The following is a 24,316-nucleotide window of genomic DNA, read 5'->3' as shown; positions in this document are numbered from 1 at the left end:
TCTGGCGGCATCGCGGATCAGGCGTTCCTCGTCGGTCAGCTGGTCTTCCAGCCGGAACGCGTCTTCCCAGTTGAACGAGCCGAGATCCGGCCGGCTCTGAAGTGCAAGATCTTTCGCCATGTTCCGGCCTCCTTACGCTGCGGTTGCGGTTTTCGCGACGGCCGCCTCGAGGGCTCCCTCGAGGATATCGAGCGCCTCGTCGACCTGTTCCATCGGCGTCGTCAGCGGCGGCAGCAGGCGCACCACATTGCCCCGTGTGCCGCAGGGCAGGATGATGAGCCCGCGCGCCTCAGCCTCGGCCACAATGGAAAGGGTCAGCGCGGCATCGGGCGCGCGGCTCTGCCTGTCGGTCACCAGTTCGAAGGCAATCATCGCACCAAGGCCGCGCACGTCACCGATCGCCTCCATGCCCTGGCGGCTCGCGATGGCAATCAGGCGAGCCAGGATCCGGTCCCCGATCTCGGTTGCGCGGGCACACAGCCCCTCCTCCTCGATCACGTCGAGCATCGCGTTGGCCGCGGCGACCGCGAGAGGATTGCCAGCATATGTGCCGCCGATGCCGCCGATCGGCGCGGCGTCGACGATCTCGGCCCGGCCGGTCACCGCCGAGAGCGGGAAGCCGCCCGCCAGCCCCTTGGCCATCGTCACGAGATCGGCCGCGACCCCGGCATGCTCGAAGGCGAAGAGCTTGCCCGTTCGGGCCATCCCGGCCTGAACCTCGTCGGCGATGAGGACGATGCCGTGTTCGGTCGCAATCCGCCGCAATGCGTGCAGGAAGTCGTAATCGGCGATGTTGAAACCGCCCTCGCCCTGAACCGGCTCGATGATCATTGCCGCGATGCGCTCGGGATCGACGCTCGACTTGAAGAGCCGGTCGAGCTCGGCGAGGCTTTGTTCGGGCGTCACGCCATGAAACGCGTTCGGGAACGGCGCGTGAAAGACCTCCGGCGGCATTGCCCCGAAGCCCTTTTTGTAGGGAGCCACCTTGCCGCAGAGCGCCATTCCCATGAGGGTCCGACCGTGGAAAGCCCCCGAAAAGGCGATCACGCCGGACCGGCCGGTATAGGCCCGGGCCATCTTCACGGCGTTCTCCACCGCCTCGGCGCCCGTGGTCGCGAGCATCGTCTTCTTCCCGAAGTCGCCCGGCGTCGCCGCGTTCAGGCGCTCGGCAAGGCGGACATACCCCTCAAACGGCGCGACGTGGAAACAGGTGTGGGTGAAGGCCTCGGCCTGGGCCGCGACCGCCTCCATCAATCTGGGGTGACGGTGGCCGGCATTGTTCACGGCGATTCCGGCCGCGAAGTCGATGAAGCGACGTCCGTCGGCGTCCCAGAGTTCTGCGTTCTCGGCGCGTTCGGCATAGATCGCACGGGTTGCGACACCCTTGGCAACGGCGGCATCGCGACGGGATTTCAGTTCGGAAGATTTCGTCATGGGAGACCTCTCTGCTCTAAAATCTCTATATATCTGCTCAAATTATTGAGCAAGCGATTTGTCGTATCTTGCCGCTCCGGGCCGCGCCGGTTATGTTGCCGGGAAACGGAGTAATTCCATGGCCGACTTCGACGTAGGCGCCCGTATGCGGGAACTCAGGCAGCGCGCGGGATTCTCGCAGCGCCAGCTGGCGGAAAGCGCCGGGGTGCCGCATGGCCAGATTTCGATGATCGAGACCAATAAAAGCAGCCCATCCGTGGCATCTTTGCGCAAGATTTTGGGCGGACTTGGGATCGGGATGTCTGATTTTTTTGAGCATGACAGCCCGCAGCCGGGAAATCCCTTCTTCACGCCGGCCGAGCTTCGCGACCTGACGTCGCGCCTGTTTTCCGAACGCGAGGGCGCCGAGGGAATGATAACGCTCAAGCAAGTCGGCGACGCCCGCCTGCACAACCTCCAGATCCTGCACGAAACCTACGAACCCGGTGCCGATACCGGCGAGGAACTGCTCGAACATCCGGCCAACGAGGGCGGAATCGTCATTGCCGGCGAACTCGAGATAACCGTGGGCGACAAGGTTTCCGTGCTGAAGGCCGGCGACTCGTTCCTGTTCGATTCACGCCAGCCCCACCGCTTCCGCAACATCAGCGACCGTCCCGCGATTGTCGTATCCGCGTGCACCCCGCCTTACCTTTAACGACGGACTGACGTTCATATAGTAGATAAGGCTATCCCAGCGTTCGCATCTGAATTGTCCATGTAGAATTTGCCTGGCCGTACGAAATGGAAGGCAAGGAAATAGCAGTCCGGAATCGCCAGCACACGTCAGATCGGCTCGATCCAATATTGGTCTCGCTGTTCTTCGTTGAACATCTTCACTTCCTCAAAGGCGGTCGAACTGCGCTTTAGCTAAATCCGTAAATGCCTTTGCCAAGGCGCTTTGGTGGTCCAGATCAAGTGTTAAGTTCTAGCATGAACTTGGACTTGGGTTTTGACGACGCGAATGGCAACGCAGGCAGCCGGGATTGGTAATGACAAGGTAAATCTCGGGGACGGTGGCATGTATCCTAGTGAGCTGTGCGGTCATTCGGTATTGTGGAAGACCCGCCACTACTCGATGAGCATCTGGGCCTCGCGTAGCGAGTGGAAGATCTCTCAGCTCAGCATTCGCCGCGGAACTTGCCGTTGATGCTCTCGCGATAGCCGTCCTCCCACTGACCTCCCGGCTCGATAAAAATCGTCTTCACAGCTATTCGCACACGGTATCAGCAATAAACTCCGGGCCATTATTGCGGGAACAAATTTGTTCGAGCGGTCCATGCCGCAGGAACATCTTGCCGAAGACAGGCAGGGCGTCCTAACTGTTGAGCTTGCGCCTGACGTGGATGGTCAGGTTCTTACGGTTGAACTCGTCGATTATGCTGAGTATGCGGAAGGCCTTCCCGTCATGGGTGCGATCCATGATGAAGTCGTAGGCCCCAGACAAGGTCTGGTGCATCAGTCTCAGCCGGTTAGGCGGCAAAATCCCGAGAAAGCAGTCTAAAAGCGTAGCGGATTTGAGTTTGATGTGGAGATCTGCGGCAGCGCTCCTCCGCTATCATTGATCTTCAAGCAATGAAATCAAAAAGTTACAAGGAACAGGGGTTTCAATGACTGTGAGACATCTCGCACTGATGTACGCGGAGATGCCATGGCCTGTACTCCCTACCTTTCACGGCGCGAAGGGCGCTTCTATCTGCAGGTGCGCCTGAGCCCGCTCGTTGCCCGGCTCTTGGGCCGGCAGTTCTATAGAGTCTCGTTGAGAACCAACGACTATCGTCAGGCCTGTGCCAGACTTACAGAATGCATCGGCTGGGTCCACCGGATGAACGACAGGATGCGCCTTGGCTCCGGAAACCTTGCTGCTACAACCGCGTCTCGACGTATTCCATCACCAGCCCGAACGCGTCTTGGGCGGTGAGAGTCGTGTTTTTCTGGGCTTTCTCGACCCAGAGGCCATCGACCATCGCTACCGTCTGGCGGGCGAGCATCTCGGCTTCCTCGCGGCTTTTAAGCTTCACGAATTCATGAAGGAGATTCTGCCTGAAACGCCGCCTGTTGACATGCTCCAGGCGCGCCAACTCGCCGGCATGCGGCGCCTGGGCCCAGAAATGCAGCCAGGTTATGCAGATATCGGTGCGGAAGATGCCGGGATGGAAATTGCTGCGCAGGATCGCGGCAAGCCTTTCGGCGGGTGAATCCGCATCGTTCAGGCTGGTGACCATTTTCCGGCGGATATCGCGCAACAGACTGCGCATGGCTTCCTCGAGGAGGTTCTGTTTTCCGCCGAAATAGTAATGGATATTGCCCGTGGAAAGCCCCGCATCGGCGCAGATGCGCGCGACGGTCGTATCCTGATAGCCGTATTTGTGGATGCAATTCAGCGTCGCATCCACGATCTTCTGCCTTCGGTCGGCATCTATTGGCTTTCGTCCCATCTCGTCACCGATTCGCGTTTCCCGTCATCCGGTATTGCTGTCCAGGAGCTCGAAACCAAGAGCTAAAGGCCAAGCGCCTGCCTGCGGCTCCGGTTCAGGCACTGGAGTATACGATCCGTCGTGATCGCGACCAGCGCGATCGATACGCCCGCGACGAGCCCCAATCCGCTGTCAGCCTTGCCCAGGGCGACATAGACCTGCTGGCCGAGACCGCGCGTTCCCACGAGCGCGGCGATGACCAGCATCGACAGGGCGCAGATCACGGTCTGGTTCAAGCCCAGCATGATCTCCGGCACCGCCTGGGGCATCTTCACCCACCAAAGAAGCTGACGCCCGGTACAACCCGACGCGCGGCCCGCCTCGACACAGGCCGCCGGCACCGAACGCAGGCCATGTTCCGTATAACGGATCGCCGGAACGAGCGCATAGGCGATCACGACGATCAGCGCTGTAAATTCGCCAACCTGAAACAACATCAGGAAGGGTATCAGATAGACGAATTGCGGCATGGTCTGGAGCGTGTCGTTGACCGGACGGACGGCCTTGGAGACCCAGTCCGTCTCCGCCGCAATCGTTCCGATCGCCATGCCGAGCGGAAAAGCGATCAGGATGGCCGCGCCGCACAGCGCCGCCGAAAACATGGCCGGCTCCCAGAGACCGTTGAGGAGAATGAAGACCATGGTTCCAAGCGCAAGCGCGGCAATCGCCGGCCCGCCCGCCGCGTAGGCCATGATGGCCGTCGCGCCGATGAACACCGGCCACGGAATGCCCGAGGTTCCGTAGTAGAACAGGACCCCGCAAATGGCGACGATGATCGCGCCGGCGCGCGATCCCAGACCGAGCGCCGCTAGGCAGCCGACGGCGACCAGACCCGCATAGGCGATGCGCAGCGCCGGCGTGAACTCGACGCCCCAACTGAACGGACTGACCGCCTGATCCAGACCGATGCGCAACGGAAGCAGAAAGAAGAACAGGCCTGCACGCTTCACGTTTTCCAGCGTTCCCGATGTCGCGGCGATAACCGTGTCGAGCGCGGCGGAAATATCGCCGCCGATGTCCCAGACCCAGGCGCGCGGAAAGTGATGAAGCGTTTCGACCGTCAGCGAGAGCGGCAGCACGGCCGCGAGAACCGCCAGGGCGGCCAGCAGATGCGGATGCCGGAAAATGCCGTCACGAGAACCGCCGTCGGGCGCGGCGTCCGTTTCGGCGAATCCCAGGCTGATGCGGTCGATCAGCATCGCCATGAGGGCGATGACAAGGCCGGCGATCAGACTTGGGCCGAATTGCGCCTTGCGCATCGTGTTCAACACCGCCCAGCCGACATCGTCGGAGCCACCGATGATCGCGGAGATGATGACCATGGAGAGCGCCGCCATGGTGGTCTGGTTCATGCCGATCTTCATCTGCGGCAGCGCTGCCGGGATCTGGGTCCACCACAGCAACTGACGCCGGTTGCAGCCGCAGATCAGCCCCGCTTCCGTGACCTCGGGCGGCACCCTCTGCAAACCGAGTATCGTGTTGCGAACCATCGGCGGGATGGAAAAGATCATGCTGGCGATGAGGCCGACAACCGGACCGAACCCGAACAACAGCAGGATCGGGATGAGGTAGGCGAAGGCCGGAAGCGTCTGCATCACGTCGAGCACGGGCTGCGTGAGCGAATTCAGCCATGCGTGCCGGTAGCACAGAATGCCGATTTGGGCGCCGATAACGACCGAGAGCGGGACCGCCGCGCCGACAAGGGCGAGCGTATTCATGGAGCGCTCCCAATAGCCCGTCACCAGCATATAGACGAGCGACACCGCCATGAAGGCCGCCAGGGACAGCCCGCCGGCGCGGTGCGCAACGATCACGAACAGGCAGAACGCGACCGGCCACGGTGTCCAGGCCAGAATGTCGCGTGTCATGTTCAGGAGAAACCCGAGGATCGCGCTGATCACGTGCAACGGACCGGACAACACCGGGACGAGCCAGTTCATTGCGACGTTGACGGGCCCGGCGATCCCGTAAGTCCAATCCTTCGGAAAATTGCCGATCCACTCCCTGGTATCCGCCTGCTGAAAGCAGATCACGCAGGCCGCGAGACATACACCCCAGAACGCCCACGCCCGCCACCTCGACAAATCGGTCGGAACCTCGCTCACCCGCGACCTGCCCCGACCGCGCCGCGAACCGTCAGGCCCTCGCGGGCATCACGCGTGAACTCCTCGACATAGGCATTGGCCGGATTGTCGAGGATCTCGCGCGGCGTGCCGATCTGGACGATCTCGCCGCCCTTCATGATCGCGATCCGGTCCGCCAGGCGCACGGCCTCGGAAATGTCATGGGTCACGAAGATGATGGTCTTATGCAGCGCCGATTGCAGATGGAGAAACTGGTTCTGCATCTGCCGCCGGATCAGCGGGTCGAGCGCCGAAAAGGGTTCGTCGAGGAACCAGATATCGGGGTCGCCGGCCAGCGACCGCGCAATGCCGACGCGCTGTTGCTGACCGCCGGAAAGCTGGCGCGGATAGGCGTTCTCGCGTCCGTCCAGTTCGACCAGGCGCATCATGTCGCGCGCGCGCTCGTTGCGCTCGGCGGGATCGATGCCGCGCACCCTGAGCGGAAAGGCAATGTTCTCCAGAACCGTCAGATGCGGCATCAGGCCGAAATTCTGGAACACCATCCCCATCTTGTGGCGACGGAAATCGATCAGCTCGCGAGGCGATTTGGCGGTGAAGTCCTCGCCATCAATCAGGATCTCACCCGCCGTCGGCTCGACGAGGCGGGAAAGGCACCGCAACGCCGTGGACTTTCCGGAGCCGGACAATCCCATGATGATGAAGATCTCGCCCCGCACCACGTCGAAACTGATGCCGGCGCAGGCCGACAGGCCGTAAAGGCTGGCGACGCGCTCCATCACGGCGGCCGCATCTCCGGAACCGGCGCCGGACCGGGTAGCCTCGACCGCCTCGCGCGGACCGTAGGTCTTCCAGAGGCGCCGGCAAGACAATTTGACGCTGGCGTTCATGATGTCCGTGACACTCCCTCACATGCGGGCCTGACCGGCCGCGGCTCCATCCGCGACCGGTCGGTGCCGCGATGCTATTGCTTCATGGCCGCGTCGATCCATCCCTGCCAGCGCGCCTGGTTGGCGTCCATCCAGGCGGCGAGCACGCTGTCCATGTCCTTGCCTTCGGAATCGATGTCGCGCATCCAGGCGATCTCGTCCTTGTTGGTGATCGTCAACTGCTCCAGCAGGCGATAGGCCGCCGGCCATTCGTCCTTCATGCCGACCCAGGCGAGTTTCATGATTTCACCGCGCTGCCAGTCGCAGTCATAGACGGCGTCGGGATTGATGCCCACCTTCGGGTCGTCGTAGCAGCCATCCTGATAAGGCGGCAGGGCGACGGGCGTAAGGTCGGCGACGGCGTGCACCCAGTGCGGCGACCAGAACATCACCAGCAACGGACGGTTGGCCTTCTCGGCGCCGGTGATCTCGGCGACAAGCGCGCCCTCGCTGCCCGCCGGGATCGAGACCAACGGCAAATCCAGCGCCTTGATGCGATCGACATTGGTCGTTCCCCAATCGGCCGGATAGTCGAGCAGGCGTCCCTTCGGATAGGTCTCGGCAACCGCCAGCGACTGGGCGCAATCCTTAAGGGCCTTCCAGTCGGGAAGCCCGGGGCAAGCCTCGCCCGCCGCCTTGTTGTAGTACCAGGTCTCGACAGGATCGAGGCCGAGCGCGCCGATCTTCACCACTTTGCCGGACGCCATCGCCTTCGGATAATGCTCGCCGGTGTTGGAGCTCCAGACTTCCAGCGAAGCGGTGATCGACCCGTCGGGAATGGCGAGGAACTGCGTGTAGGTGCCGGACGTCACATATTCGACGTTGTAGCCCATCTTCTCCAGCAGCATGCCGGCGACCTTGGTCACGGCCTGCTCGCCCGTCCATTCCAACATGGCCAGCTTGATGGGGGCGCTGCTTTCCGGCACGCTCGACGCGGCCATGCCCGGCGTCGTCCCGAGCGCCACCGTCAGCGCTGTCGCAAGTCCAAGAATTCGGCGTTTCATCGCATTGCTCCTTTTCGTTTTCCGTCGGTTCTGAAGGTCGTCCATTTTTCCGCAGTTTCAGTTCACTCGCCGTTCCGGCTCGCCGGTGTGGGAATAGACCGGTACGGATTCAGGCGGGAGCGCGCTCCTGCCGCGTATGGAATCGGCGATTTTCTCGGCGATCATGATGGTCGGCGCGTTGGTGTTGCCGCTGACGATGTCGGGCATGATCGAAGCATCGACCACGCGCAGCCCGTCGACCCCGCGCACGCGGCCGGCATCGTCGACGACGGCATTCGCGTCCATGCCCATCCGACAGGTTCCCACCGGGTGATAGGCGCTTTCGACGCGCCGCCGGACGAAGGCGTCGATTTCATCGTCGTCTGTGACATGCGCGCCCGGCTGCAACTCCCTGCCCCGATAGGGATCGAAAGCCGGCTGGCCGAAGATGGTCCGGGTCAGGCGGATGCCGGCCCGGAATTCCGCCCGGTCCTCCTCCGCCTCCAGATAGTTGAACAGTATCCCCGGCGCGGCAAGCGGGTCGCGGCTCTTGAGCCGGACATGCCCGCGGCTTCTCGGCCGCATCGGCCCGACATGAGCCTGGAAACCATGGGAGCTGACCGGGTTCTTGCCGTCATAATCCACCGCGATCGGCAGAAAGTGAAATTGCAGGTCCGGATGCGCGGACCGGTCGGAGATCCGCGCGAAGCCGCCGGTCTCGAACTGGCAGGAAGCGCCCGGCCCGCTCCGCCGGAGCAACCACTCGACGCCGACCCTGAGGCGACCGAAAGGGCGCGTCAGCGGGTAGATCGATACAGGCTGGGTACATTCATGCTGCACATAGACTTCGAGGTGATCCTGCAGGTTCCGCCCGACTTCGCGGGCGTTGACGCGGACCTCGACCCCGGCCTCGCGCAGATGGTCGGCCGGCCCGATCCCGGACAGCATCAGCAATTGCGGAGAATTGACCGTGCCGCCGGAAAGGATGACCTCGCGACGCGCGGCCGCCCGCCGGCTGTCGCGCCCGACCACGAAGTCGACGCCCGTGACCCGTCGCCCCTCGAACCGCAGTCCGGTCGCCCGCGCGTTGGTGACGACCTGGAGATTCTGACGCGCCAGCGCCGGGCGCAGGAACGCGCGCGCCGTGCTCTCGCGCGCGCCACCGCGGATCGTCATGTCCATCGGTCCGACGCCTTCCTGGCGAAAGCCGTTCTGGTCGTCGCTGTGGCCGAGCCCCGCCTGTCGGCCGGCGGCAAGCCAGGCCTGATGCAGCGGATTGCCCATCGCCTCGCGGTGAACCGCAAGCGGCCCGCCCTCGGCATGATAGGCGTCCGCGCCGAGTTCGCGGTCTTCCGACCGCTTGAAATAGGGAAGCACGCCGGCGTAGCCCCAGCCCTTCAGCCCGTAGGAGGCCCAGCGATCATAATCGCAGGCATGACCACGGACATAGGCCATGCCGTTGATGGCCGAACTGCCGCCCAGAACGCGGCCGCGCGGACAATACATCCGTCGCCCGTCGAGATAGGGCTCCGGCTCGCTCCAGTAGGCCCAGTTGAAGCGTGTGCCCGCCAGCGGATAGGCCAGCGCCGCCGGCATCGAAAGGAAGATCGAGCGATCCTTGCCGCCCGCCTCCAGCAACAGGACCGTGGATTTGCCGTCCTTGCTCAAACGATTGGCCAGGACGCAACCAGCGGACCCGGCGCCGACGATGATGTAGTCAAACTCCACCCGGTTCTGTTCCCCGTTTCATCCGTCTCGCGGCTTCACGCAAACGCATCGGCCAGATCGCCGGTGCGCACGAACACGCTCTTCAGTTGCGTGTAATGATCGATGACGGCCTGCCCGTTTTCCCGTCCGAGGCCGGAGGCCTTGTAGCCGCCGAACGGCATCGAAATGGGCAGGTCCTGATAGGAGTTGATCCAGCAGGTGCCGGCCTGGAGATTGGCCACGACCCGGTGGGCGCGGGAGATGTCCCGCGTGAACACGCCGGCGGCCAGACCGAAAGGCGTCGCGTTGGCCCGGGACACCGCTTCGTCTTCGGTATCGAATGGCAGCACGGACATGACCGGGCCGAAAATCTCCTCGCGGACATGCGCCATGCCGTCTTTGGAGTCGGCGAAAACCGTTGGCTCGACGAAATAGCCGCCCGCCAGAGCAGGATCGGCGGGTCTGCCGCCACCGCAGACCAGCCGGGCGCCGGAGGCCTTCGCCGCATCGATATAGGACATGACCTTTTCGAAATGCTCGGCGGAAATCAGGGCGCCGACCCGGGTTTCGGGATCCATCGGCATGCCGACGCGCAACGCTCGCGTTCGCGCGGCCAACCGTTCGAGGAAGGGTTCGTAGAGGCTCCGCTGGACAAAAACCCGCGTCCCGTTGGCGCAGATTTCGCCCTGCGTCAGGAAATTGGCCAGCATCGCGGCGCGGACCGCGACTTCCACATCCGTATCGTCGAAAATGATCAGCGGCGATTTCCCGCCGAGTTCGAGCGTAACCTCTTTCAGGGTCGACGCCGCGCCTGCCATGACCTTCTTGCCCGTCGAGGCTTCACCGGTGAGCGACACCTTGCCGATATCGGGATGCGCGGTGAGCATCGCGCCGACACGGCCGTCGCCCTGCACCACGTTGAACACGCCGTCCGGGACACCTGCCTCGGTGTAGATTTCCGCCAGCTTCGGGGTGCTCAGCGGCGTCACTTCCGATGGCTTGAACACCATCGCGTTTCCGCAGGCGAACGCCGGCGCCGACTTCCACATCGCGATCTGGATCGGATAGTTCCACGCTCCTATCCCGGCGCAAACCCCGATCGGCTCGCGGCGCGTATAGGCGAAATTCTCTCCGTAATTGAAGAATTCGCCGCTGATCGAGGGGGACACGCCGGCATAATACTCGATGCAGTCCACGCCGGTGACGATGTCGACGGTCTCGGCCTCCCGGATCGGCTTTCCGGTGTCCAGAACCTCCAGCTCCGCCAGTTCCCGATTGCGCTCGCGCAGGATGGCGGCGGCGCGCATCAATATGCGGGCACGTTCCTCGGCCGCCATCGCCGCCCAGACCTTCTGGCCGCGAATGGCGGATGCCACGGCTTCGTCCACGTCGGCCCCGGACGCCTGCTGGACCTTACAGATCACATCGCCGGTGGCCGGATTGAGCGTTTCAAATGTTTCACCCGACGTGGCATCCACATATTGTCCGTCGATATACAGCTTCTGAACCGCCAGTCCGCTCATCGCCGTTTCCCCAAGGCATCGTTTTCCGAAGGGCCCCGCGCCCGTCCGCGACGGCAACTTCGCAATTCTTGCACGTTTATGCAAACTTTTTCTTGCACATCTGTGCAATGCCAATATCGTGCCTCTCGACAGCGGCTCCGGACACGGGGCCGGACGCCCACATCACAGCGAAACAGGAACGGATCACATGCGCATAGCGTTTATCGGACTGGGCACCATGGGTGGCGCAGCCTCCCTGAACCTGATCAGGGGAGGCCACGAACTGACCGTGTGCGACCTCGACCGGGAGCGCGCGCAGGAACACATCGCGCTGGGCGCGACATGGGCTGACAGTCCCGCCGAAGCCGTGAAAAGCGCGGATGTCATCTACACGATGGTCTTCGGCCCGAAACAGATCGAGGCGGTCCTTCGCGGCGACAAGGGTATCCTCTCCGCGATCGGGCCGGGCCAGGTCTGGATCGACATGACGACCAACGAGCCGGAACTCGCCAAGGCGCTGGCCCGCGACATCGAGGCCAGGGGCGCCCGGGCGATCGACGCGCCCGTCACGGGCGCGGTGGACGGCGCCCGCAACGGCAACATGACGCAATTTGCCGGCGGAGACGAAGCAGTCGTCGAACGGCTGCGCCCAATGATGGAGCTGTTGGGACCAGTCCACTACATGGGCCCGAACGGAACGGGCTGTATCACCAAACTCGCCAGCAATCAGCTATGGGCTATTCATGCCACCGCCATGGGCGAAGCGCTCGTCATGGCCGTAAAATCCGGTGTCAATCTTCCGCAGGCATGGGAAGCGCTGAAGATCGGCGCAGCGGAGAGCTGGTGCATGCATCATGACGCGCCATCGGTATTCCAGGGCCATTACGATCCTTCCTTCACGCTGGACCTCTGCATGAAGGACTTGGGACTTATCGTCGGCGCCTGCGACGCCGCGGGAACCGAAGCCAGCGTCACCCGGCTCGTCCATGAGCGGTTCCGCAAAGCACAGCGGACCTATGGCGGAGACAAGGGCGAACTGCATGTCGTCAAGCTGGAAGAAGATGCCGCCGGTGTGTCCCTGCGCATGGACGGCGACTGGGTTCCTCACTGGGAAAAATAGGCGAGGTCGGATTGTCCGTCTTCAGGGGTTTTGAGCAGTTCGGCAGCCTGATCTAGTGGAGGCTCTGGCCCATCAGGTTTTTCATTTTAGGCGGCTGCTTTACGATGCAGCAAGCGCCGTTGGTTGATGGTCTCGCGTTTGATCCTTTCCCTTATCTGCAGGATGGTCTGGCCGTGTCCGAAGTAGACGTCGGCCGGTGTGAGATTGCCGAGGCTCTCGTGGTAGCGCCGGTGGTTGTAATGATCGACGAAAGCGCCGATCCGCGCTTCGAGGGCACCGGGCAGGAAGTAGTTTTCGAGCAGGATGCGGTTCTTCAACGTCTGGTGCCATCGCTCGATCTTTCCCTGGGTCTGCGGATGGCACGGCGAACCCCGGGTGTGTTTCATCCCAATGCCGGAGAGCCAATCGGCCAGTTCGCCGGCGACGTAACATGGGCCATTGTCGGAGAGCAGCCGGGGACGCTGCATGACCCTGGCATTGTCGCAACCCGATGCCTGCAGCGCCATGGTCACCGTATCGGTGACATCACCGGCCTTCATCGTGGTACACAGCTTCCAGGCGATGATGTAGCGCGAGTAATCGTCGAGGATGGTCGACAGATAGAACCAGCCCCAGCCGATGACCTTCAGATAGGTGAAGTCGGTCTGCCAGAGCTGGTTGGGTGCCGTCGTCTTGTCATGGAACTCGTCGGCAGCCTTGATGACGATGAAGGCCGGGCTGGTGATCAGATCTCGCGCCTTGAGCAGGCGGTAGACCGAGGATTCCGAGACGAAGTAGCCTCGCGTGTCGGTGAACGTCACAGCCAGTTCGCGTGGTAACAGCTCCGGCTCATCGAGGGCAAGGTCGATGACCTTCTCTCGGATGTCGTCGGGAATGCGGTTCCAGACCCGCTTGGGCTGAGGCTTGCGGTCTTCCAGCGCATCGACGCCGCCGGTCAGGAAGCGGTCATACCCGTTGCCGGCAGGCGATGCGAAGCATCGCCGAGAGGGGCGATTGAAGGTGGCGCGCGGAATGCCGAGCTTGTCCAGCGTTCGCTTGGCCGGAAGATGCGACTTCTCGACGAGCCCGGAGATCTCCAGCTTTTCGGATGCAGGGTATCTCATTCGTCGTCGCCCCCATCTGTCACCCGGCAGGTGAATGCTTGGCATTCACCGAGAGGGTGCGATCATGCTTTTTTTGAGCAGCCGCAGTTCCAGCGCCTGTTCGGCGACGACCTCTTTCAGATCGTGGGCTTCGCGGCGCAGATGCTTGACCTCATCGCTGGTGGCTGCACGCGCCGTGTCCCCGGCCGACCGCTTCTTGCCAGCCTCCAGGAACTCCTTCGACCAGTTGTAATAGAGGCTCTCGGCTATGCCTTCACGCCGGCACAGCGCGGCGATCGACTCCTCGCCGCGCAAGCCTTCCAGCACGATGCGGATCTTCTCTTCCGCCGAATACTGTTTGCGGGTGGCGCGGCGGATGTCCTTGATGACTTTCTCCGCCGGCTCTTTCTGTGTCCCGGATTTCTGTCTCATCTTCGCTCCTTGAAGGGCTACGATGAGCCAGAAATCCTCCTCTATCCGTTAAGCCGAAATTGTCTCATTGGCGCTGAACCCGGACAATTAGGAAGTGAATCACTCCGAAAACATCTCGCGATGTCCTCTATGCGTAAAACCTAGAAAACGAGATCTGCGCCGCCTTATGCCTTGCCGACGGTCTGTCGTTGCGTACCCAGGCCCTCGATACCGAGCGCAATGACTTCGCCGCCCTTAAGATAGACCTGCGGCTTCTGTCCCATACCGACGCCCGGCGGAGTTCCCGTCGAGATGATGTCGCCGGGCTGCAGGCTCATGAAGCGGCTGACATAGCTCACGAGATGGGCAACGCCGAAGACCATCGTTTCCGTCGAACCGTCCTGGTAGCGGTGGCCGTCGACTTCCAGCCACATCTTCAGCTTCTGCGGATCGGCCACCTCGTCGCGTGTGACCAACCACGGACCGATCGGGCCGAAGGTGTCGCAGCCCTTGCCCTTGTCCCAGGTCCCGCCGCGCTCGATCTGGAATTCGCGCTCCGAGACGTCGTTGACGACGCAATAGCCGGCCACGTGGTCGAGGGCGTCCGCCTTGTCGATATAGGCGCCGCCCTTGCCGATCACGACGCCAAGTTCGACTTCCCAGTCGGTCTTCACGGAACCGCGCGGAATCAGCACGCCGTCGTTCGGCCCGCATATCGCGCTGGTCGCCTTCATGAAGATGACGGGCTCCTTCGGCACTTCCGCGCCCGTCTCGGCAGCATGATCTGAATAGTTCAGTCCGATGCAGATGAACTTGCCGACTTGCCCGACGCACGGCCCGATCCGACCTTCGTCGAGGACCGGCAATGCAGAAGGATCGAGCGCGGCAATCTTATCCAGGGTCTCCGGCAGCAAGGTGTCGCCAGCAATATCGGCGACGACCGAAGACAGATCGTGTGCCTTGCCCTCGGCATCGAGAATTGCGGGTTTTTCCATTCCGAACTTGCCGACGCGGAGAAGTTTCATGATGTCTTGTCCTTGCAGAGAGTGAAGTCAGGCAGCGGCCGTCCGGTCACCGTGAAAGACGTAGTCCTTGATGGAAGCCGGTTTCATCTCGATCGAGAAACCGGGTGCCGAAGGCGGCATATAGGCCGCGTTGCGGATGACACAGGGATCGAGAAAATGTTCGTGCAGGTGATCGACATATTCGATCACCCTTCCCTCCATCGTCGCGGACACGGCGACGTAGTCGATCATCGAAAGGTGCTGGACGTATTCGCACAGGCCGACGCCGCCGGCATGCGGCCAGACCGGCAAGCCAAATTTCGCCGCCATCAGCAGGACACCGAGAACCTCGTTCAGGCCGCCCATCCGGCAGGCGTCAATCTGCACGATGTCGATCGCGCCGCCAGCGATCATCTGCTTGAAGACGATCCGGTTCTGGCACATTTCGCCCGTCGCCACCTTGACCGGCGCGACCGCCTCGCGAATGCGCCGGTGGCCGGCGATGTCGTCGGGGCTGGTCGGTTCCTCGATGAAGTAAGGCTTCGCAAAGGAAAGTCTCTTCACCCAGTCGGCCGCTTCGCCGACCTCCCACACCTGGTTGGCGTCGATCATCAGGAACCGGTCCGGCCCCAGCTCCTCGCGCGCGATCGTCAGGCGGCGGATGTCGTCGTCGAGATCGCGCCCGACCTTGAGTTTCACATGGGTATATCCCGCATCGACGGCCTCGCGGCACAGCCGGCGCAGCTTCTCGTCGGAATAGCCGAGCCAGCCCGCGGATGTCGTGTAGCAGGGATAGCCGGTCGCCTCGAGTTTGGCGATACGCTCCGTCTTGCCGGCCTCCGCGCGCCGAAGGATGTCGAGCGCTTCGTCGCGCGTGATCGCGTCGGTGAGGTAGCGGAAATCGACGATGTCGACGATCTCCTCGGGGTTCATCTCAGCGACCAGGCGCCAGACCGGCTTGCCCGCCTGTTTTGCCAGCAGGTCCCAGACGGCATTGACCACGGCTCCGGTCGCGAGATGCATCGCGCCCTTCTCCGGACCGATCCAGCGCAACTGGCTGTCCGACGTCACGTGGCGCCAGAACCGGCCGGGATTTTCGCGAATCCAGTCGAGGTCCAGGCCGACGACCAGATGGCGCAGCGCTTCTATCGCGGCGCAACAGATCTCGTTGCCCCGCCCGATGGTGAAGGTCAGACCGTGACCTTCGAGGTTCGGCGAGTCAGTGGACAGAACCACATAGGCGGCCGAATAGTCCGGATCAGGATTCATCGCATCCGAACCATCGAGGCTCTGCGATGTCGGGAAGCGGAGATCGTAGCTTTTGAGGCCGGTGATTTCGGTCACAATATCCGTCCTTGAAAGGTCTTCAGATCGTCCAGCCGCCGTCGATGGCGTAGGCCTGACCGGTCGTGTAGGTGGCGTTGGCAAGGTGTAGCGCGAGATCGGCGATCTCCTCCGGCGTGCCGATACGGCCCATCGGCTGGCGCGCGATGAAAGCCGCGCGCGCGGTCTCGTAGTCGCCCTGGGCGCGCATACGGTCCTGCAGCGACGGGCTTTCGACCGTGCCGGGGCAGATCGCGTTGCATCGGATCCCCTGCCCCACGTAATCGGCGGCGACGGCCTTGGTCAGGCCGATCACGGCGGCCTTGGTCGTGCCGTAGGCGAACCGGTTCGGTACGCCTTTCATCGAGCTTGCGACCGAAGCCATGTTGATGATCGCGCCGCCGCCGCGCTCCAGCATGGCCGGCAATACGGCACGGATGGTGCGGATCATCGAGCGGACGTTGAGATCGACCGCGAAGTCGAATTCCTCGTCCTTCATCTCCAGGATCGACCCGGCATGCACGAAACCCGCGCCGTTGAAGAGCACGTCGACGGGACCAGCCGCATCCACGGCTCTGGCGATATCCGCCGCGTCGAGGACGTCGAGACGACGTGTCATGATGCCGGATGTGCCATCGAGTTCGCGGAGCACATCTTCGTTGATGTCGGTCGCGACGACCTTGCCGCCGGCTGCCGCGAAGGCCAGCGCGGTCGCACGGCCGATTCCCTGTGCCGCCGCTGTCACGAGGACGGTCTTTCCCTTGACCCAGTCTGTCATTCTGCCTCCGTTCGGCGCGGCTCAGGCCGGCTTGTTCCTGCGTTCAACGATGTAGATGTGGTCCGCGACCATGACGACGTCGCCATGCTGGTTGATGACCTCTGTGCGTTCGAAAACCCTGCCCATGTCCGCCCGCTTCGGATCGTCTTCCTTGGAGGCGATCATGGCGCGCGTATGTATCGTGTCGCCGATGAATACCGGCTTGATGAAGCGCAACCGGTCATAGCCGTAGGAAAACGCCACAGGATTGATGACGCTTGCCGTCAGCCCGACGCCGATGGAAAACACCATCGTCCCGTGTGCGATGCGCTGGCCGAAAGGCTGGGTCTTCATGAACTCCGCATCCATGTGATGCGGAAAGAAATCGCCCGTGTGCCCGGCATGCACGACAAAATCGGTTTCGGTGATCGTGCGCCCGTAAGTGACGCGCTCGGAACCGATTTCATAATCTTCGAAATAGGTCGTCTTTTCCATTGTCACGGTCTCGGCTGTAGCGGTGTCGCCGGCGACGCCGTGGATTGGTAGGCGGCCTCGACGAGCGCCATGGTGTTCCACGCGTCCTCGACGGAACTGACGAGTTCGGTGTCCTCGCCGGATACAAAGCGCTGAAGATTGGCCATTCGGCCGACGAAGGCATCCGGGAACCACGCCCCCTTCAGGGGAACCGCGATCCAGTCGTCCCCGCCCTTCGGATGGATTTCCAGAATATCTGGTTCGCCGCGCGGATAATCCAGATTGACCCCGAGTTGCAGATAGGCGGCCCCCTCCGTGCCGCAGACACGGAATTCGCATGCCTGGTATTTGCGGCCGAAATCGTGATCGTGATTGATCGACAGGGCGCAGCGAACCTGATCGCCGTAATCGAGAATGGCGCTGGTTCGCGTCTGCGCCACGTCATGTGACGGATGGCCGATCGACTTCGCGTGCACGCCATCCGGGTCACCGAGGATCTGGCGGATCAGATCGAGATAGTGGATCGAGTGCATCGCGATCTCGATGCGCGGCAGCCCCTTCAGGAACGGCCACAACTGCCATGGCGTCGCCAGCGCCAGCCAAGCGTCGAAATCGACGACATCCCCAAGCCATCCCTTGGCGATCGCATCCTTCAGCGCCAGCATCATCGGCGCGAAGCGCAACTGGAAATTGACTGCCGCCCTGAGGTTCCTGCTTCGGCATATCGCGAGGATTTCGGTGGCACCCTGGAGGTCGCTGCCCATCGGCTTCTGGATCAGCGCCGCAGCGCCTCCGGGCAGCATGCGCAAAACGTCGGCATGCGCCTTCGGCGGCGTGGCGAGATCGAAAATGGCGTCCGGCACCGCCACCGCCTCCTCGGCCGAGGCGAAGGCTTGCACGCCCCACTCGCCTGCCAGTTTCCGCGCCTTCTCCCGATCGGGATCATAAAGCCCGGCGACGGGAAAACCGGCCTTTCGATAGGCCGGGAAATGGGCGTCGCCGACGATCGAACCGGCGCCGAACGTGACGATCGGGCGCGGACTGGACGGCATTGGCCATTCCTGGTTCAGCGCGGTCGGGTCGAAATGCTCAGTCATGATGGAAGACCTCCTCCATCATCGCCCACCACTCGCCGTCCTTTCGGGTCTCGAACGGCTCCTGGCATGGCATGCAGACGTCCCACCATTCCTGCGTCTTCGGATCGGCCGCCATCTTCGCCGCATCCGCCGCAAAGTCCGTGCCGTGATATTCCCAATAGCCGAACAGCAGGTTTTCCGGCTCTTTCAGGAAGATCGTGTAGTTCTTGATGTTGCACTTCGAAATCATGTCGAGGATCTCGGGCCAGACCGCGGCGTGCAGGCGCTTGTATTCGGCGATTTTCTCCGGCTTCAAGCCGATCACCATTCCCATTCGCTGCATGGCTCAGCCCTCCCCTGCCGTGATCGTCGTCGTGAATTCCGGAATGCTTTTGGCGCGCACCGCGTCCCAGTCCCAATCGATGCCGATACCCGGTTCGGACGGCGCGAGCGCATGGCCGTCCTTAATCGTCATGCGGCTCGATGTCAGTTCGTCGAGTTGCGGGATGTATTCGACATATTTCCCGTTCGGCACGGCGCAGGTCAGACTGACATGCAGTTCCATCAGGAAATGCGGGCAAACGGGAATGTCGAAGGCTTCAGCCGCATGCGCGACCTTCAGCCAGGGCGTGACGCCGCCGATGCGCCCGACATCGACCTGCACGATCGAACAAGCCCCCTTCTGCATGTATTCGCGGAAATGACGGATCGAATAAAGCGACTCGCCGACGGCAACCGGCGTTGCGGTGGATCTGGACAGCCGGACGTGACCGTCGATATCGTCGGCGGGAAGCGGCTCCTCGAGCCAGGCGAGATCGAGATCGCGCAACCGTTCGGCGCGCCGGATCGCCTCGTCCACGGTGAAACACTGGTTGCAGTCAGTCATGATCTCGTAGCCGTCGCCGACGGCGGCGCGCACGGCGGACAGACGTTCGAAATCCTCCGAGCCGTGCGGCCGGCCGATCTTGACCTTCGAGCCGGTAAAGCCCTTCGCCTTCGCCTCCAGCGCGTCGTCGGCAAGCGCCTGCGTCTCGATATGCAGCCAGCCGCCCTCGGTGGTGTAAAGTGGACAGCGGTCCTTGGCGCCGCCCGCGAGTTTCCAGAGCGGCAGTCCCTGCTTGCGGGCGCGCAGGTCCCACAGCGCGGTATCGATGGCGGCAAGCGCGATCGAGGTGATCGCCCCGATCGTCGTCGCATGGGTGGCGAATTCCAGCTCGTGCCAGATCGCCTCGATAATGTCGGCGTCACGTCCGATCAGGCGAGGCACCAGATGGTCGGCAAGAAGCCGCATGACAGAGGAGCCGCCGGTGCCAATCGTGTAGCTGTAGCCTGTGCCGGTCGCCCCGTCGGAATCGGTGATCGTGACAATCGGGGTTTCCTGGCTGACAAAACTCTGGATCGCATCGGTGCGCTTGACCTTCGGAACGAGGTCGACCATGCGAAGTTCGACTTTTTCGATACGCGCCACTGGATCACCTCCTCAACGTCTTTTCCGTCGCGGCGTCGAACAGGTGCGCCTGGCTGAGGTCGAAGCTGAGATCGATCTTCTCGCCGGGTTGGAGCGCTTTCGGGTTGAGCATGCGCGCAATCCAGTCGTCGCCGGCGAATTCGACGAAGACCAGCGTCTCGTTGCCCAGCGGCTCGGTGATCGTGACCGGCACCGAGGCCGTGTGCACGTCGGCGGCTTCGCCCGAATGAATACCGTGCCCCGCCGGATAAAGGTCGTCGGGACGCAGGCCGAACACCACCTTCTGGCCCGCCGTCACGCTGTCGCGGAACTCCGCCGGCAGAGGCAGTGTGTCGCCATTGCCGAAAACCAGTTTTCCGTCATCCACCGTGGCCTCGCGCAGATTCATCGTCGGCGAACCGATGAAGCCGGCGACGAAGCGGGTTGCCGGACGCCGGAACACTTCGTCCGGCGTACCGACCTGTTCGATATGCCCGTCGCGCATGATGACGATCCGGTCGGACAGCGTCATCGCCTCGACCTGGTCATGCGTGACGTAGATCACCGTCGACTGGACCTGGGCATGCAGTTTCTTGATCTCCGTGCGCATCTGCATGCGCAGCTTCGCGTCGAGATTGGAGAGCGGTTCGTCGAACAGGAACACGTCCGGCTTGCGTACGATCGCGCGGCCCATCGCCACGCGCTGGCGCTGCCCTCCCGACAGTTGCGACGGCCGGCGCTCCAGCAGTTCTCCCAGCCCGAGGGTGCGCGCCGCGTCCGCGACGGCCGCATCGATCTCGGCCTGCGACCGCCCGGCGATCTTCAGCGAAAAGCCCATGTTTTCGGCCACCGTCATATGCGGATAGAGCGCGTAGGACTGGAACACCATGGAGATGTTGCGCTGTCGCGGCGGCAGTTCGTTGACCACGCGGTCGCCGATATGGATCTCGCCGCCGGTGATGTCTTCGAGGCCGGCGATCATGCGCAGCGACGTCGACTTTCCGCAGCCCGACGGGCCGACAAGCGCAACGAATTCACGGTCCTTCACGTCGAGATTGATCGAATGCACGACTTCCAGGTTGCCGTATTTCTTGACCAGGTTTTTGAGCGAAACGGTAGCCATGACTATCCCTTGACCGCGCCGGACGTGAGCCCGGAGACGAGGTGTTTCTGGACGATGAATGTGAGGGTGAGCGCCGGGATGATCATCACGACCGCCAGCGCGCACATGCCGCGCCAGTCGATGGTGAATTCCGCCGTGTAGTCGAGCAGACCGACCGGAAGCGTCTTCGAATTCGTCGACCGCGTGAGCTGCGAAGCCAGCGCGAACTCGTTCCAGGAAATCAGAAAGGCGAATATGCCGGCCGACGCGATGCCAGGCCGCGCCAGCGGGAACTCGACCTGCCAGAACGCCTGCCAGCGCGTGCAGCCGTCGATCTGGGCCGCTTCCGCCAGGTCGCGCGGGACCTGCCGGAAGAAACCGTCGATCAGCCAGACCGTGAACGGCACGTTGAGCGCGACATAGGCGAGGATCAGCCCCAAATGGGTATCGATGATGCCGAGGCGCGCATAGACGAAGAACAGCGGCAACGACAATGCGATACCCGGCACGGTGCGCGTCAGCATGAAGCCCAGGAAGATCGCCGATTTGCCCCGGAACCGGTAGCGCGCGAAGGCGTATCCGCCGGCCATGCCGACGGCCAGCGCGATCACCGTCGAGGTGACCGATATGATCAGCGAATTGCGGAAATATTCGAGCACGGGAATACCGCCCTGGCCGACGCCGGAGAACATGGCGACATAGGCGTCCAGGGAGATGTTGCGGGGAATCCAGACCGGTGGTTTCGCCATGATCTCGACCGTCGGCCGCAGCGACGACAGCACGATCCAGAGCCCGGGCAGACAGATGATCGCCATGGCTAGGAAAAGTCCGAACATGTGGCCTGCCTTGAGCAGGCCGCGCTTCAGGCGATGAATGGCATTCTCGTCCATCGCTACCACTCCGCACCGATCTGCTGGCGCGCCTTGGCGAGCTGGCGGAAGAACATCACGGTGAACAGGATCGACAGCAGGATCGCGACATAGGCCATGGCGTTGGCTAGCCCCATGCGCGCATCCGAATAGGCGGTCCGCGAGATCAGAGTCCACAGGATCTCGGTGCGCTTGGCCGGGCCGCCGTCAGTCATGATCTTGACGATGTCGTAGGCGCGCGCGATGTCGAGCGACCGGATCGTCATCGCGATGAACGCGAACGGCATCACGAACGGCCATGTCACGTAGCGAAAACTCTGCAACGGCGTGCAGCCGTCGACCTTGGCCGCCTCGAGCGGCTCGCGCGGCATCGCCATCAGGCCGGCAAGAATGAAAATCGCGAAGACGGATGTCGACGACCAGATCTCGGCAATCAGAATCGACGTAAAGGCAAGCTGGCCGTCAATGAGCCAGGGGATCGCCCTGTCGGTCAGGCCGAGCGACTGCAGCGCGTTGTTCACGATGCCGACATTGTCGTTGAACATGAACTTGAACTGGAACCCGACAAGGATCGGCGAGAACATCATCGGAAACATCATGATCGTGCGCAGCAGCCGCTGGCCGCGCGTCGCCTTTTCCACGAGCAGCGCCAGCAGGAGGCCGAGCACCATTTCGAGGTTCAAGGCGACCGTAAGCAGCAGGACCGTGCGACCGAAGGCGATCCAGAACTCCTTGTCGGTAAACAGGCGCTGATAGTTGCGGAAACCGATGAAAGTGTAGATCGAATCCGGCCGGGTCAGCCGGAACGGCGTGAAACTGGAATAAAGCGATAGCAGCAGCGGCAGGATCACCACGGCCGCCAGCACGATGACGGCAGGCAGCAGCAAGAGCACGTGCGGCGCGGGCTTCCACCCTCTCATCGTTTCCTCGTCTCGGTTCGCATGATGGTCAGGGTACCGGCAAGTGTCGACTGCACGACCGCCGGGTCAAGAGAAAAGGGCGCGGCCGGGCCGCGCCCCTCCGGGAGGAGCGTCAGAGCTCTCCGGCATCCTCGAGGATCGCCGTGGCCTTGGCCGCGGCATCGTCAAGCGCCTGCTGAGAGGTCTTGTCGCCGAGGATGGCGGCCTGCAGTTCCGGATACACCGCGTTCGAGATCTCGATCCACGACGGCGATTGGGGAACCGGATAGGCGCCCTTCGCCGCTTCCTGGAAGGCCTGCAGGACTTCCTTGCGGTACGGATCGTCCTTCGCCTGCTCGATCACCCAGTCCCATACCGCAGTGCGGGTCGGGAGCGGACCGGCAGCGGCTTCCAGCTTCTGGCTGTCCTCGTTGGTCAGGAACCAGACGAGCGAAGCGGCCGCTTCCTTGTTGGCGCAACTCTCCGTCACCGAGAAACCGTGGTGACCGGACCAGCCGGTGCGGGCGCCCGACGATCCCTTCGGGGGCGGAGCGACGCCGACATTGCCGGCGACCTTGGAGGAGTTCGGGTCGTTGAAGAACCCCGCCCAGCCCGGCCAGTCCAGATTGAGGGCGACCGTTCCGGAGGCGAAGCCCTGGCCAAGATCATCCCACAGATAGTTGGTGGTGCCGGCCGGAACCGCCTTGGCCTTGTAGAGATCGACGAACCAGTTAAGTGCTTCTACGCCTGCAGCGGAATTGAAGGCGGGGCGGCCGTCTGCATCGAGATATTCGCCGCCATCGGCGCGCAGCATTTCATAGAAGCGGCCGTTGATCGCCTCTTCCTTGCCCGCGAACTGGGTACCGTAGAAGTCCGGCGGATTGGCGAAGAACTTCGCCTGGTCGGACACCTGTTGCCACGTATCCGGCGGAGCCAGGTCATAGCCGTATTTTTCCTTGAACGCCGCCTTCTTGGCATCGTCCTCGTAAAGGCTCTTCTGGTAATAAAGCGCCGATACGTCGAACTGCGCGCGCGGCAGCATCACAAGCTTGCCGTCGAGCGTCGACGCCTGGATGTTTGCTTGCACGAACGCGTCGATCTCTTCCTTCGGCAGCAGCTTGGACAGGTCTGTGTAAATGCCCGGGTACTGCGGCGCGAAGGACGAGTGGTTCGACCCGACGCACCAATTGACCGCGCCGACCGCGATGTCCGACTTGATCTCCTTATCGAGATCGAAGTGGTTCTTCTTGGAAATGACGTTGACCGTTGCGCCGGTCGCCGCTTCCCACTCCGCGATGCGCGAATAGAGGTTTTCATATTGCTGACCGCCGATCAGCTTGGCGTCGATGGTGACGCCTTCGAACTTGCCGGGCAGATCCTGGGCAAGCGCCGTGCCGCCAGCGACCAATGCAAGGACTCCGGCAGACACGCCGGCCAATAGCTTGTTCATGAGCCTCCTCCCGAGACGTTTGAGCATGATGGGCGAAACGCCCCAAACCCTCACAGATGAGTGGTTCATTCATATACAAACACTTTCTTCATTGGCGGTCAAGGGATTGTTTGATTGTTATTTGGAGTCTTTATGCGTATATGAATGACA

Annotated in this window: 22 protein-coding genes and 1 pseudogene; 3 read left to right on the top strand and 20 right to left on the bottom strand. The window is 62.5% G+C overall.

What is annotated here, in order from left to right; genetic code table 11:
• Nucleotides 1-132: 132 nt before the first annotated feature.
• Nucleotides 133-1,434 carry a 4-aminobutyrate--2-oxoglutarate transaminase gene (gene gabT / locus IG169_RS05825; protein WP_193175215.1) on the bottom strand — a complete coding sequence of 434 codons (1,302 nt, stop codon included), beginning with the start codon at nucleotides 1,432-1,434 and terminating at the stop codon, nucleotides 133-135.
• A 118-nt stretch (nucleotides 1,435-1,552) separates the two neighbouring features.
• Here gabT and IG169_RS05820 point away from each other — a divergent pair, with 118 nt between their 5' ends.
• Nucleotides 1,553-2,131: a cupin domain-containing protein gene (locus IG169_RS05820; RefSeq protein ID WP_193175214.1), complete on the top strand. Its 579-nt coding sequence runs from the start codon at nucleotides 1,553-1,555 to the stop codon at nucleotides 2,129-2,131.
• A 660-nt stretch (nucleotides 2,132-2,791) separates the two neighbouring features.
• Here IG169_RS05820 and IG169_RS05815 read toward each other — a convergent pair.
• The gene (locus IG169_RS05815) at nucleotides 2,792-2,932 is read right to left on the bottom strand and encodes a hypothetical protein (RefSeq protein WP_193175213.1); all 141 of its coding nucleotides are present in this window, start codon (nucleotides 2,930-2,932) and stop codon (nucleotides 2,792-2,794) included.
• Between the two features lie 192 nt (nucleotides 2,933-3,124).
• Between IG169_RS05815 and IG169_RS24430 the strand changes: the two genes are divergently transcribed.
• Complete coding sequence (locus tag IG169_RS24430; protein ID WP_428982233.1) at nucleotides 3,125-3,394, top strand: DUF6538 domain-containing protein; 270 nt, start codon at nucleotides 3,125-3,127, stop codon at nucleotides 3,392-3,394.
• Here IG169_RS24430 and betI read toward each other — a convergent pair.
• The 6 genes from betI to betB form a co-directional block, all read right to left on the bottom strand.
• A complete protein-coding gene (betI, locus tag IG169_RS05810) occupies nucleotides 3,339-3,911 on the bottom strand; it encodes a choline-binding transcriptional repressor BetI (protein WP_193175212.1) in 573 nt (190 codons plus the stop codon). The genes IG169_RS24430 and betI overlap by 56 nt on opposite strands.
• A gap of 62 nt (nucleotides 3,912-3,973) precedes the next feature.
• Nucleotides 3,974-5,890: an ABC transporter permease gene (locus tag IG169_RS05805; protein WP_193175211.1), complete on the bottom strand. Its 1,917-nt coding sequence runs from the start codon at nucleotides 5,888-5,890 to the stop codon at nucleotides 3,974-3,976.
• Between the two features lie 161 nt (nucleotides 5,891-6,051).
• Nucleotides 6,052-6,921, bottom strand: a complete 870-nt coding sequence (locus IG169_RS05800; protein WP_193175210.1) for a betaine/proline/choline family ABC transporter ATP-binding protein — start codon at nucleotides 6,919-6,921, stop codon at nucleotides 6,052-6,054.
• A 74-nt stretch (nucleotides 6,922-6,995) separates the two neighbouring features.
• Entirely contained in the window at nucleotides 6,996-7,964 is a 969-nt protein-coding gene (locus IG169_RS05795; protein WP_193175209.1) for an ABC transporter substrate-binding protein, read from the bottom strand.
• A gap of 57 nt (nucleotides 7,965-8,021) precedes the next feature.
• Nucleotides 8,022-9,671, bottom strand: coding sequence for a choline dehydrogenase (gene betA / locus IG169_RS05790; protein WP_193175208.1), 1,650 nt, complete (start codon nucleotides 9,669-9,671; stop codon nucleotides 8,022-8,024).
• A 35-nt stretch (nucleotides 9,672-9,706) separates the two neighbouring features.
• Nucleotides 9,707-11,173, bottom strand: a complete 1,467-nt coding sequence (betB, locus tag IG169_RS05785) for a betaine-aldehyde dehydrogenase (RefSeq protein ID WP_210325866.1) — start codon at nucleotides 11,171-11,173, stop codon at nucleotides 9,707-9,709.
• Between the two features lie 187 nt (nucleotides 11,174-11,360).
• Between betB and IG169_RS05780 the strand changes: the two genes are divergently transcribed.
• Nucleotides 11,361-12,272 (top strand): NAD(P)-dependent oxidoreductase, encoded by a 912-nt coding sequence (locus tag IG169_RS05780; RefSeq protein WP_193175207.1) that lies wholly within the window; start codon nucleotides 11,361-11,363, stop codon nucleotides 12,270-12,272.
• Nucleotides 12,273-12,358: 86 nt separating this feature from the next.
• Here IG169_RS05780 and IG169_RS05775 read toward each other — a convergent pair.
• The 12 genes and pseudogenes from IG169_RS05775 to IG169_RS05720 all read right to left on the bottom strand — a co-directional run bounded on the left by IG169_RS05775 (nucleotide 12,359) and on the right by IG169_RS05720 (nucleotide 24,166).
• A pseudogene (locus tag IG169_RS05775) lies at nucleotides 12,359-13,786 on the bottom strand (IS3 family transposase).
• Between the two features lie 164 nt (nucleotides 13,787-13,950).
• Nucleotides 13,951-14,790 (bottom strand): fumarylacetoacetate hydrolase family protein, encoded by an 840-nt coding sequence (locus IG169_RS05770; protein ID WP_193175206.1) that lies wholly within the window; start codon nucleotides 14,788-14,790, stop codon nucleotides 13,951-13,953.
• Between the two features lie 27 nt (nucleotides 14,791-14,817).
• Nucleotides 14,818-16,113: an enolase C-terminal domain-like protein gene (locus IG169_RS05765; protein ID WP_193175205.1), complete on the bottom strand. Its 1,296-nt coding sequence runs from the start codon at nucleotides 16,111-16,113 to the stop codon at nucleotides 14,818-14,820.
• A 22-nt stretch (nucleotides 16,114-16,135) separates the two neighbouring features.
• Nucleotides 16,136-16,870, bottom strand: a complete 735-nt coding sequence (locus tag IG169_RS05760; RefSeq protein ID WP_193175204.1) for an SDR family oxidoreductase — start codon at nucleotides 16,868-16,870, stop codon at nucleotides 16,136-16,138.
• Between the two features lie 21 nt (nucleotides 16,871-16,891).
• The gene (locus IG169_RS05755) at nucleotides 16,892-17,344 is read right to left on the bottom strand and encodes a MaoC/PaaZ C-terminal domain-containing protein (RefSeq protein WP_193175203.1); all 453 of its coding nucleotides are present in this window, start codon (nucleotides 17,342-17,344) and stop codon (nucleotides 16,892-16,894) included.
• Between the two features lie 2 nt (nucleotides 17,345-17,346).
• A complete protein-coding gene (locus tag IG169_RS05750) occupies nucleotides 17,347-18,420 on the bottom strand; it encodes a Gfo/Idh/MocA family protein (RefSeq protein WP_193175202.1) in 1,074 nt (357 codons plus the stop codon).
• Nucleotides 18,413-18,742, bottom strand: coding sequence for an L-rhamnose mutarotase (locus IG169_RS05745; RefSeq protein ID WP_193175201.1), 330 nt, complete (start codon nucleotides 18,740-18,742; stop codon nucleotides 18,413-18,415). Before IG169_RS05745 ends, IG169_RS05750 begins: the two co-directional genes overlap by 8 nt.
• 3 nt (nucleotides 18,743-18,745) lie before the next feature.
• Nucleotides 18,746-19,867 carry an enolase C-terminal domain-like protein gene (locus tag IG169_RS05740; protein WP_193175200.1) on the bottom strand — a complete coding sequence of 374 codons (1,122 nt, stop codon included), beginning with the start codon at nucleotides 19,865-19,867 and terminating at the stop codon, nucleotides 18,746-18,748.
• A gap of 4 nt (nucleotides 19,868-19,871) precedes the next feature.
• Nucleotides 19,872-20,969, bottom strand: a complete 1,098-nt coding sequence (locus IG169_RS05735; RefSeq protein ID WP_193175199.1) for an ABC transporter ATP-binding protein — start codon at nucleotides 20,967-20,969, stop codon at nucleotides 19,872-19,874.
• A gap of 2 nt (nucleotides 20,970-20,971) precedes the next feature.
• Nucleotides 20,972-21,838 carry a carbohydrate ABC transporter permease gene (locus tag IG169_RS05730; RefSeq protein ID WP_193175198.1) on the bottom strand — a complete coding sequence of 289 codons (867 nt, stop codon included), beginning with the start codon at nucleotides 21,836-21,838 and terminating at the stop codon, nucleotides 20,972-20,974.
• Between the two features lie 2 nt (nucleotides 21,839-21,840).
• Nucleotides 21,841-22,737 (bottom strand): carbohydrate ABC transporter permease, encoded by an 897-nt coding sequence (locus tag IG169_RS05725; RefSeq protein ID WP_193175197.1) that lies wholly within the window; start codon nucleotides 22,735-22,737, stop codon nucleotides 21,841-21,843.
• A 112-nt stretch (nucleotides 22,738-22,849) separates the two neighbouring features.
• On the bottom strand, nucleotides 22,850-24,166 hold the full coding sequence (locus IG169_RS05720; RefSeq protein ID WP_193175196.1) for an ABC transporter substrate-binding protein: 1,317 nt from the start codon (nucleotides 24,164-24,166) through the stop codon (nucleotides 22,850-22,852).
• Between the last annotated feature and the right edge of the window lie 150 nt (nucleotides 24,167-24,316).

It is taken from the genome of Oricola nitratireducens (genome assembly GCF_014904745.1).
Taxonomy (GTDB): Bacteria; Pseudomonadota; Alphaproteobacteria; order Rhizobiales; family Rhizobiaceae; genus Oricola; species Oricola nitratireducens.
This window is presented reverse-complemented; position numbering and strand designations above follow the sequence as displayed.

What these genes read in the sequence shown, in the direction of transcription:
- gabT (WP_193175215.1), bottom strand. Translation starts at nt 1,434, where the DNA reads ATGACGAAATCTTCCGAACTGAAATCCCGTCGCGATGCCGCCGTTGCC.
- IG169_RS05820 (WP_193175214.1), top strand. Translation starts at nt 1,553, where the DNA reads ATGGCCGACTTCGACGTAGGCGCCCGTATGCGGGAACTCAGGCAGCGC.
- IG169_RS05815 (WP_193175213.1), bottom strand. Translation starts at nt 2,932, where the DNA reads ATGCACCAGACCTTGTCTGGGGCCTACGACTTCATCATGGATCGCACC.
- IG169_RS24430 (WP_428982233.1), top strand. Translation starts at nt 3,125, where the DNA reads ATGGCCTGTACTCCCTACCTTTCACGGCGCGAAGGGCGCTTCTATCTG.
- betI (WP_193175212.1), bottom strand. Translation starts at nt 3,911, where the DNA reads ATGGGACGAAAGCCAATAGATGCCGACCGAAGGCAGAAGATCGTGGAT.
- IG169_RS05805 (WP_193175211.1), bottom strand. Translation starts at nt 5,890, where the DNA reads ATGAACTGGCTCGTCCCGGTGTTGTCCGGTCCGTTGCACGTGATCAGC.
- IG169_RS05800 (WP_193175210.1), bottom strand. Translation starts at nt 6,921, where the DNA reads ATGAACGCCAGCGTCAAATTGTCTTGCCGGCGCCTCTGGAAGACCTAC.
- IG169_RS05795 (WP_193175209.1), bottom strand. Translation starts at nt 7,964, where the DNA reads ATGAAACGCCGAATTCTTGGACTTGCGACAGCGCTGACGGTGGCGCTC.
- betB (WP_210325866.1), bottom strand. Translation starts at nt 11,173, where the DNA reads ATGAGCGGACTGGCGGTTCAGAAGCTGTATATCGACGGACAATATGTG.
- IG169_RS05780 (WP_193175207.1), top strand. Translation starts at nt 11,361, where the DNA reads ATGCGCATAGCGTTTATCGGACTGGGCACCATGGGTGGCGCAGCCTCC.
- IG169_RS05770 (WP_193175206.1), bottom strand. Translation starts at nt 14,790, where the DNA reads ATGAAACTTCTCCGCGTCGGCAAGTTCGGAATGGAAAAACCCGCAATT.
- IG169_RS05760 (WP_193175204.1), bottom strand. Translation starts at nt 16,870, where the DNA reads ATGACAGACTGGGTCAAGGGAAAGACCGTCCTCGTGACAGCGGCGGCA.
- IG169_RS05755 (WP_193175203.1), bottom strand. Translation starts at nt 17,344, where the DNA reads ATGGAAAAGACGACCTATTTCGAAGATTATGAAATCGGTTCCGAGCGC.
- IG169_RS05750 (WP_193175202.1), bottom strand. Translation starts at nt 18,420, where the DNA reads ATGACTGAGCATTTCGACCCGACCGCGCTGAACCAGGAATGGCCAATG.
- IG169_RS05745 (WP_193175201.1), bottom strand. Translation starts at nt 18,742, where the DNA reads ATGCAGCGAATGGGAATGGTGATCGGCTTGAAGCCGGAGAAAATCGCC.
- IG169_RS05735 (WP_193175199.1), bottom strand. Translation starts at nt 20,969, where the DNA reads ATGGCTACCGTTTCGCTCAAAAACCTGGTCAAGAAATACGGCAACCTG.
- IG169_RS05730 (WP_193175198.1), bottom strand. Translation starts at nt 21,838, where the DNA reads ATGGACGAGAATGCCATTCATCGCCTGAAGCGCGGCCTGCTCAAGGCA.
- IG169_RS05725 (WP_193175197.1), bottom strand. Translation starts at nt 22,737, where the DNA reads ATGAGAGGGTGGAAGCCCGCGCCGCACGTGCTCTTGCTGCTGCCTGCC.
- IG169_RS05720 (WP_193175196.1), bottom strand. Translation starts at nt 24,166, where the DNA reads ATGAACAAGCTATTGGCCGGCGTGTCTGCCGGAGTCCTTGCATTGGTC.